Source organism: Pseudomonas sp. YA1, assembly GCF_058680555.1.
The window spans coordinates 232,446-241,521 of record NZ_JBZWBG010000012.1; the positions used below are offsets into that span (position 1 = coordinate 232,446).

Annotated in this window: 8 protein-coding genes; 4 read left to right on the top strand and 4 right to left on the bottom strand. The window is 69.0% G+C overall.

Features of this window, described 5'->3' with window-relative positions:
- Positions 1-128: 128 nt before the first annotated feature.
- The 3 genes from AC4OR5_RS18960 (at position 129) to AC4OR5_RS18970 (ending at position 3,202) form a co-directional block, all read left to right on the top strand.
- A complete protein-coding gene (locus AC4OR5_RS18960) occupies positions 129-584 on the top strand; it encodes a MaoC family dehydratase (protein WP_023105916.1) in 456 nt (151 codons plus the stop codon).
- A gap of 190 nt (positions 585-774) precedes the next feature.
- The gene (locus AC4OR5_RS18965; protein WP_058160773.1) at positions 775-2,514 is read left to right on the top strand and encodes a C13 family peptidase; all 1,740 of its coding nucleotides are present in this window, start codon (positions 775-777) and stop codon (positions 2,512-2,514) included.
- Between the two features lie 46 nt (positions 2,515-2,560).
- Positions 2,561-3,202, top strand: a complete 642-nt coding sequence (locus AC4OR5_RS18970; protein WP_003093223.1) for an oxidoreductase — start codon at positions 2,561-2,563, stop codon at positions 3,200-3,202.
- Between the two features lie 19 nt (positions 3,203-3,221).
- Here the strand turns inward: AC4OR5_RS18970 and AC4OR5_RS18975 are convergent, their stop codons facing one another.
- From AC4OR5_RS18975 to eatR, 4 genes are all read right to left on the bottom strand, one after another.
- Positions 3,222-3,515 (bottom strand): YceK/YidQ family lipoprotein, encoded by a 294-nt coding sequence (locus AC4OR5_RS18975; RefSeq protein ID WP_023094415.1) that lies wholly within the window; start codon positions 3,513-3,515, stop codon positions 3,222-3,224.
- Entirely contained in the window at positions 3,499-4,128 is a 630-nt protein-coding gene (ubiX, locus tag AC4OR5_RS18980; RefSeq protein WP_003093227.1) for a flavin prenyltransferase UbiX, read from the bottom strand. The genes AC4OR5_RS18975 and ubiX overlap by 17 nt, the downstream gene beginning before the upstream one ends.
- 8 nt (positions 4,129-4,136) lie before the next feature.
- The gene (gene mpl / locus AC4OR5_RS18985) at positions 4,137-5,492 is read right to left on the bottom strand and encodes a UDP-N-acetylmuramate:L-alanyl-gamma-D-glutamyl-meso-diaminopimelate ligase (RefSeq protein WP_003093229.1); all 1,356 of its coding nucleotides are present in this window, start codon (positions 5,490-5,492) and stop codon (positions 4,137-4,139) included.
- 163 nt (positions 5,493-5,655) lie between these two features.
- A complete protein-coding gene (gene eatR / locus AC4OR5_RS18990) occupies positions 5,656-7,587 on the bottom strand; it encodes a sigma-54-dependent transcriptional regulator EatR (protein ID WP_023125310.1) in 1,932 nt (643 codons plus the stop codon).
- Between the two features lie 338 nt (positions 7,588-7,925).
- On the opposite strand from eatR, the gene AC4OR5_RS18995 reads away from it, so the two are divergent.
- Positions 7,926-9,076 (top strand): aldehyde dehydrogenase family protein (locus tag AC4OR5_RS18995; RefSeq protein ID WP_272825068.1); only part of this gene is annotated, 1,151 nt, incomplete at its 3' end.

A 9,076-nucleotide genomic window follows, 5' to 3' on the forward strand; every position in this document is an offset into this window, starting at 1 on the left:
ATCCATCAGTCGCAGTCGCGGCACCGCATGACGCGATATTCGCCAGGCCGATGGTTTCTTGACCCGGTCGCCAACGCGTGCTGATCTTCCTGCACCTCGAGAACAACAGCCATCCTCCCGGAGGACTTATGCCATTCGTACCCGTAGCAGCGCTCAAGGACCATGTCGGCAAGGATCTCGGCCATTCCGAATGGCTCACCATCGACCAGGAGCGGGTCGACCAGTTCGCAGAATGCACCGGCGACCACCAGTTCATCCACGTCGATCCGGAGAAAGCGGCGAAGACGCCCTTCGGCGGCACCATCGCCCACGGTTTCCTGTCCCTGTCGCTGATCCCGAAGCTGATGGAAGGCCTGCTGGTGCTGCCCGAAGGACTGAAGATGGCGGTCAACTACGGCCTCGATACGGTGCGCTTCATCCAGCCGGTGCGGGTCGGCTCGCGGGTCCGCCTGGGCCTGACCCTGCTCGACGTCAACGAGAAGAATCCCGGCCAGTGGCTGATCAAGGCGCGCGCCACCCTGGAGATCGAAGGCCAGGAGAAACCCGCCTACATCGCCGAGACCCTCAGCCTCTGCTTCGTCTGAGCCCGCCCCAGCGAGCGCTGCCGTTCGCTTGACGGCCAGGCGCCTTCGCGCCCCTCTCCCCCCTCCAAAAGCCCCCGCTCGCGGGGGCGCTCTGGGCCGGCAGGGGAAATACCCTACTGCCAGGCAACGATTTTTCCGCCACACTGTCTCCCCTCCACCCTCGGACCGAACCACTCATCGGGAACGCCGCATGCTTCGCCCCGCCAGGTCTCTCTCGCTCTGCTCCGCCCTGGTCATCCTGCTCGCCGCCTGCGGCGAGGGCGAACCGCTGCTCCCGGCCGATGCGCGCCTGCCGGACGGCGCGCGCTATCGCGGCGAGCTGGTGGACGGGCGCCTGGAAGGCCAGGGCCGGCTGGACTACGACAACGGCGCCTGGTACGCCGGCCGCTTCGAGCATGGCCTGCTGCACGGCCATGGCACCTGGCAAGGTGCCGACGGCAGCCGCTACAGCGGTGGCTTCGCGGCCGGCCTGTTCGACGGTCAGGGACGCCTGGCGATGGCCGATGGCAGTGTCTACCAGGGCGGCTTCCGCCAGGGCCTGTTCGATGGCGAAGGCAGCCTGGAACAACAGGGCACTCGCTACCGCGGCGGTTTCCGCAAGGGCCTGTACAGCGGCCAGGGCACGCTGGACGGCAGCGATGGCAGCCGCTACCAGGGCAGCTTCCGCCAGGGTCGCCTGGAAGGTGAAGGCAGCTTCAGCGACAGCCAGGGCAACCAGTACGCCGGTACCTTCCGCGACGGGCAACTGAACGGCAAGGGGCGCTGGAGCGGGCCCGATGGCGACCGCTACGTCGGCCAGTTCAAGGACAACCAGTTCCATGGCCAGGGGCGCTACGAAAGCGCCAGCGGCGATGTCTGGATCGGCCGCTTCAGCGAAGGCGCGCTGAACGGCCCCGGCGAGCTTCTCGGCGCCGACGGCAGCCGCTACCGCGGCGGTTTCCAGTTCTGGCGCTTCCATGGCCAGGGCCTGCTCGAACAACTGGACGGCACCCGCTACGAAGGCGGCTTCGCCGCTGGCGCCTATGCCGGCCAAGGCACCCTGGACCGCGCCGACGGCAGCCGCGAGCAGGGACTCTGGGCCGACGGCAAGCGCATCCGCGACGCCGCCGGCAAGGCCCTGCCCGACACCCTGGAGATCGGCCTGTTGGCCCAGGGTCGCCTGCTCGACGAAGAACTGCGCAAGATCCCGGCCTCGACGCCGGCCAGCGAACTCTATGCCCTGAGCCTGGGCGGCGATGGCCGCCAGGGCGTGTTCCTGCGCGAGGCCGATTACGCCGGCGACCTGCTCGGCCAGCGTTTCGCCGCTCGTGGCGTGATTCGCCTGGTCAACCACCGCGACCACTTCGGCGACCGCCCGCTGGCTACCCGGGAAAGCCTGTCCCGCGCCGTGCGCACCCTGGCCGAACGCAGCGGGCCGGAAGACCTGGTCTTCATCTACCTGACCAGCCACGGCTCCAGCGACCACCAGTTGGCCCTGGACATGCCCGGCCTGAACCTCGGCGACCTGCCGGCCGCGGAACTGGCCGAACTGCTCGCGCCGCTGCGCCAGCGCGACAAGGTGCTGGTGGTATCGGCCTGCTACAGCGGGGGCTTCATCCCGCCGCTGAAGGACGAACGTACCCTGATCCTGACCGCCGCGCGTGCCGACCGGGTCTCGTTCGGCTGTTCCGACGACGCCGACTTCACCTATTTCGGCCGCGCCTTGCTGGCCAATGCGCTGAACCGCACCGACGATCTGTCCAAAGCGTTCGAACTGGCGAAAGAGGAAGTGCGTCAAAGGGAGAAGGAGGAAGGTTTCGAAGCTTCGGAACCGCAAGCCTGGTTACCGGAACGCGTGCTCGCGCACTGGCGGACGCTGCGGGGGCAGCAAGCCGAGCGCGCGCTCGCGTCCCGGGAAGGAAAAACCGGCGAGGGCGCGACGGGCAAATAGATACGCCGCGCACTACGCTCATTGGTGTGGAAGGGGAGAAACACACATGCACTCGACGCCCAAGCGCGTTCTGCTCGCCGGCGCGACCGGTCTTACCGGCGAGCACCTGTTGGATCGGATATTGAGCGAGCCGACCCTGGCCAAGGTCATCGCCCCTGCCCGCAAGGCGCTGGCCGAGCATCCGCGGCTGGACAACCCGGTCGGCCCGCTGGCCGAGCTGCTGCCGCAACTCAACGGCAGCATCGATACCGCCTTCTGCTGCCTCGGCACCACGATCAAGGAAGCCGGCTCGGAGGAAGCCTTCCGCGCGGTCGATTTCGACCTGCCGCTGGCGGTGGGCAAGCGCGCGCTGGAAATGGGCGCCCGGCATTACCTGGTGGTCAGCGCCCTGGGCGCCGACGCCAAGTCGTCGATCTTCTACAACCGGGTCAAGGGCGAACTGGAGCAGGCCCTGCAGGAACAGGGCTGGCCACAGCTGACCATCGCCCGGCCATCGCTGCTGTTCGGCCCGCGCGAGGAATTCCGCCTGGCCGAGATCCTCGCCGCGCCGATCGCCCGCATCCTTCCCGGCAAGTACCACGGCATCGAGGCCTGCGACCTGGCCCGCGCGCTCTGGCGCCTGGCGCTGGAGGAAGGCAAGGGCGTGCGCATCGTCGAGTCCGACGAACTGCGCAAGCTGGGGAAATGAGCCTGGGGCGGGTCCCGCCCTACATGCCGCCGCTGACGCCGAGGTTGAGGCCGATGGCGGTGGCCAGCGAGAACGGCAGCAACAGGGTGTCCAGCAGCGCGCTGCCCGGCAGGTCGAGCCCCGGATGGGCCGGCGCCTCCGCGCCGAAGCGTTCCATCGGGCAGCAGCCGCCGTGCAGGCTGTACCAGTCCAGCCGGGTGCCGGCGTAGACCACCGGCGCCCCTGGCTTGGCCGCATCCAGGGTGCGCACGGTGGCGCAACCGCCCAACTGCACCGCCAGGACCAGCAGCAGCACCCTACTCGTCGCTGACAAGGTGCTGTTCCCCCCAGCGCGGCAGCATGTCCTGGGGAATCCCCAGGGTGTTGAGGATTCGCGCGACGACGAAGTCCACCAGGTCCTCCACCGATTGCGGCTGGTGGTAGAAGCCCGGCGCCGCCGGCAGGATCACCGCGCCGAGGTTGGACAGCTTGAGCATGTTTTCCAGGTGGATACTGGAGAACGGCGCCTCGCGCGGCACCAGCACCAGCGGCCGGCGCTCCTTCAGGGCGACATCGGCGGCGCGCTCGATGAGGTTGTTGCAGGCCCCCGTGGCGACCGCCGACAGGGTGCCGGTGGAACACGGGCAGATCACCATGGCATTGGGCGCGCTGGAGCCGGAGGCCGGCGGCGCCATCCAGTCGTTCTGGCCGAACACGCGGATCTGTCCGGCGGCGGCACCGCAATATTCGGTGAGGAAGGCCTGCATCGCCTGCGGCTTGGCCGGCAGGGCCACGTCGGTCTCGGTGGCCATCACCAGTTGCGCGGCCTTGGAGATCAGGAAGTGCACCTCGCGCTCTTCCTGCACCAGGCAATCGAGCAAGCGCAGGCCGTACTGGGCGCCGGAGGCGCCGGTCATCGCCAGGGTAATGCGTTCCGGACCGCTCATCGCGCCCCTCACTCGGCCAGCGCCGCGGCCAGCTTGCCGTGCAAGCCGCCGAAGCCGCCGTTGCTCATGATCACCACTTGCGCGCCGGGCCTGGCCTGCTGGCGCACCTGCTCGATGATCGCCTCCAGGGTATCGCAGACCTGCGACGGTATCGCGCATTGCGCGGCGGTGGCGGCCAGGTCCCAGCCCAGGTTCGGCGGCGCGTACCAGAGCACCTGGTCGGCCTGGCGCACGCTGTCCGGCAGGCCGTCGCGATGAGCGCCGAGCTTCATCGAGTTGGAACGCGGCTCGACGATGGCGATCACCTGGGTATCGGCGCCAACCTGCTTGCGCAGGCCGTCGAGGGTGGTGGCGATGGCGGTCGGATGGTGGGCGAAGTCGTCGTAGAGGGTCACGCCCCGGACCTCCGCGACCTTCTCCATGCGCCGCTTGACGTTGCGGAACTCGCTGAGCGCCGCCGCGCCCTGGCTGGGCATCACGCCGACATGGCGCGCCGCCGCCAGGCTGGCGAGGGCGTTGGCGACGTTGTGCAGGCCGGTCAGCGGCCAGTCCACCTCGCCCTGGACGATGCCGTCGAACAGCACCTCGAAGCGCGAGCCGTCCTCGGCGAGCAGGCGCGCCTGCCACTGGCCGCCTTCGCCGGTGGTCTGCACCGGGGTCCAGCAGCCCATCCCGAGTACGCGCTCCAGGGCTTTCTCGGCGCTCGGGCGAATGATCAGGCCCTCGCCCGGCACGGTGCGCACCAGATGGTGGAACTGCCGCTCGATGGCCGCGAGGTCGGGGAAGATATCCGCGTGGTCGAATTCCAGGTTGTTCAGGATCGCCGTGCGCGGGCGGTAATGGACGAACTTCGAGCGCTTGTCGAAGAAGGCGCTGTCGTACTCGTCGGCCTCGACCACGAAGAACGGCGTACCGCCCAGGCGCGCCGAAACCCCGAAGTTCTGCGGCACCCCGCCGATCAGGAAGCCCGGGCTCATGCCGGCGTGCTCCAGGACCCAGGCGAGCATGCTGGTGGTGGTGGTCTTGCCGTGGGTACCGGCCACCGCCAGCACCCAGCGTCCTTGCAGCACGTGGTCGGCCAGCCACTGCGGGCCGGAAACGTAGGGCAGGCCCTTGTTCAGGACATGCTCCACCGCCGGATTGCCGCGCGACAGGGCGTTGCCGATCACTACCAGGTCCGGCGCCGGCTCCAGGTGGGCCGGATCGTAGCCCTGCATCAGCTCGATGCCCTGGGCTTGCAGCTGGGTGCTCATGGGGGGGTAGACATTGGCGTCGGAACCGGTCACCCGGTGGCCCAGTTCCTTGGCCAGCACGGCCAGCGAGCCCATGAAGGTCCCGCAGATGCCGAGTACGTGGATGTGCATGCAGACTCCTGCAGATCAAGCCGTCGAAGGCGCTGTGAATGGGCGGCAGATTAGCACAGCGGAGGCGCCGGCCGCCCGGCGTCGCGGCATCAGACGACGCGGCGCCGGCGGGGTTCCCGCCGGCCTCGCGGCGGCCCGCCTGGGCCTGGAGCCGTCCCGCCCGTCAGGCCTGACCGCGCACCAGGCCGTGCCGGCGCAGCTTGCGATACAGGGTGTTGCGGCTGATCCCCAGTTGCTCGGCCACCCGGCTCACGTGCCAGCGCTGGCCGTCCAGCGCCGCCAGCAACGCGGCTCGCTCGGCGTCGTCCAGGCTGTTGCCCGCGGCCGGGGCGGGCGCCGCTGCGGCGGGCGGCAGCGCCGCCAGGGCCTGGCGGATATCCGCGGGCAGGTCGCGCAGGCCGACCCGGCCGTCCTCGCAGAGTGCCACCAGGGTCCGCAGCACCGTGCGCATCTGCCGGACGTTGCCCGGCCAGCGGTAGGCCAGCAGGCCCTGGCGAACCTCGCCGTCGAGCTGGATGCGCTGGCCCCTGGCTTCCTCGGCCAGCAGGTAGTCCAGCAGCTCCTCGCGGTCGCTGCGCTCGCGCAGCGGCGGCAGGCTCACGACCATGCCATTGAGGCGGTAGTAGAGATCCTCGCGGAAGCGTCCATCGGCGACCAGCCCGGCCAGGTCGCGGTGGGTAGCGCTGATCAGGCGCACGTCGACATCCTCCGGCTCGCCGCCCAGCGGTACTACCCGGCGCTCTTCCAGCACCCGCAGCAGGCGGGTCTGCAAGGCCAGCGGCATGTCGCCGATCTCGTCGAGGAACAGGGTGCCGCCGTCGGCCTGCTGCAACTTGCCGCGCATGCCCTCCTTGCGCGCGCCGGTGAAGCTGCCGCCGCGATAACCGAACAGTTCGCTCTCGATCAGGGTTTCCGGGATCGCCGCGCAGTTCAGCGCGACGAACGCCTGTTCCGCGCGCGGGCCGGCCAGGTGCACGGCCTTGGCGAAGGCCTCCTTGCCGGAACCGGTCTCGCCGTTGAGCAGCAGCGGCACGTCGCGCGCGTAGACCTTCAGCGCCCGGCGGAAATCGGCGGCCAGCTCGGCGTCGCCCAGGCACAGGCCGGGCGCGGCAGGCGCCGGCTTCGCTGCCGTGGGCACCGCCAGGCCCTGGGGTATCGCCCGCGGCGCGCCGCGCAGCATGGCGTACAGGGTCCGTCCCTCGCGGGTGCGCAGCGGCCAGCTGGCGCTGGGTTGCGGCGAGGCGCGACCGAGCAGGTCGTCGAGACGGCAATCGAAGAAGGTCTCCACCGGCTGGCCGAGCAGGCGCTGGCGCGGACAACCGAGCAGGTTCAGCGCGCTCTGGTTCACCGCGCGGATCCGCCCGTCTTCCTCGAAGGCCAGCAGCCCTTCGCTGAACAGGCCGACATAGTCGCCCTGGACATGGAAGCGCAGCAGCCAGGAGCCCTCGAAGCGACGGAGGAAATAGCAGCCCTCGATGATCTTCGCCGACAGGTTGACCAGCGCCATGGTGTGGAACTGGCTCTGCCGCGAGACTTCCTGGCGCGCCGAAGACACGTCGAGCACCGCCATCAGCTCGCCCTGCGGATCGAACACCGGGCTCGCCGAGCAGGTCAGGCCGGTGTGGCGGCTACGGAAGTGCTCTTCCTGCTGGATGGTCAGGGCCTGCCGCTCGACCACGCAGGTGCCGATGCCGTTGGTGCCTTCGCAGGGCTCGCTCCAGTCGGCGCCGAGCCAGAGGCCGGCGTGTTCGAAGGTCTGGCGCTGGGCGTCGGCGTTGACGCAATTGAGGATCACCCCGCGGGCATCGGTGAGCAGTACCGCATGGTCGTTGCCGGAAAGCTGCTGGTAGAGGCTGTGCATCTCGCCATCGGCGATCTCCAGCACCTGTTGCAGGCGCTCGCGGCGTTCGAGCATGCGCGCGTGCTCCAGCACCATCGGCGCCATCGGCTGGCCGGGATCGAGATGGTGCTGTTCCAGGCAGCGCAGCCAGGAGCGGGCGATGGACGGATCGGTCGCAGGGCCGCCCGGCGGGATCTTGCCCTGGGCGACGGTCAGCACTTGCCGCGCGTGGCGGCTCATGGAACTGGCAGGCATTGTTATGGTTCTCCGCGAGGGACGGGCCGTCTCTTGCCTGGGCGCGGTGGATCGGTCCGCGACTCTCCGGACGGCTATCGGTGCAGCATCCAACAGGCCGGGGCGCAATGCAACGACGGACTGACCGATGAGTCATGCGCTGCGCCAAAAACGGTACAGAGTGTCACTCACGAGCGTCCCGCCTGCGTGACAGGGAGCATTCGCAAGCTCCCCTGCGAAACCTCCAGGACGCTCTACTCCGGGCCTTTCGCCACTCTGGCCCGGCCCTTGCTCCAGGCTTACGACAAGCGCGACAGCGCGTCCTCCCCTAATAAGCACAAGAGCCAGGAGATACCATCATGCGTTACGCCCATCCCGGTAGCGAAGGCGCCATCGTTTCCTTCAAGGCCCGCTACGGCAACTACATCGGCGGCGAGTTCGTGCCTCCGGTCAAGGGCCAGTACTTCACCAACACCTCGCCGGTGAACGGCCAGCCGATCGCCGAGTTCCCCCGTTCCACCGCCGAGGACATCGACAAGGCCCTCGACGCCGCCCACGCCGCCGCCGACGCCTGGGGCCGCACCTCGGTGCAGGAACGCTCGAACATCCTGCTGAAGATCGCCGATCGCATCGAGCAGAACCTGGAACTGCTCGCCGTCACCGAGACCTGGGACAACGGCAAGGCCGTGCGCGAGACCCTCAACGCCGACATTCCCCTGGCCGCCGACCACTTCCGCTACTTCGCCGGCTGCATCCGCGCCCAGGAAGGCTCCGCCGCCGAGATCAACGACAGCACCGTGGCCTACCACATCCATGAGCCGCTGGGCGTGGTCGGGCAGATCATCCCGTGGAACTTCCCGCTGCTGATGGCCGCCTGGAAGCTGGCCCCGGCGCTGGCCGCCGGCAACTGCGTGGTGCTCAAGCCGGCCGAGCAGACCCCGCTGGGCATCTGCGTGCTGCTGGAACTCATCGGCGACCTGCTGCCGCCGGGCGTGCTCAACGTCGTCCAGGGCTTCGGCAGGGAGGCCGGCGAGGCCCTGGCCACCAGCAAGCGCATCGCCAAGATCGCCTTCACCGGTTCCACCCCGGTCGGCTCGCACATCCTCAAGTGCGCGGCGGAGAACATCATTCCCTCCACCGTCGAGCTGGGCGGCAAGAGCCCGAACATCTATTTCGAAGACATCATGCAGGCCGAGCCGGCGTTCATCGAGAAGGCCGCCGAGGGCCTGGTGCTGGCCTTCTTCAACCAGGGCGAGGTGTGCACCTGCCCGTCCCGCGCGCTGGTCCAGGAGTCGATCTACCCGGCGTTCATGGAAGAGGTGCTGAAAAAGGTCAGGGCGATCAAGCGCGGCGACCCGCTGGACACCGAGACCATGGTCGGCGCCCAGGCTTCCCAGCAGCAGTACGAGAAGATCCTCTCCTACCTCGACATCGCCCAGCAGGAAGGCGCCGAAGTGCTCACCGGCGGCAGCGTCGAGAAGCTCGAAGGCAACCTGGCCAGCGGCTACTA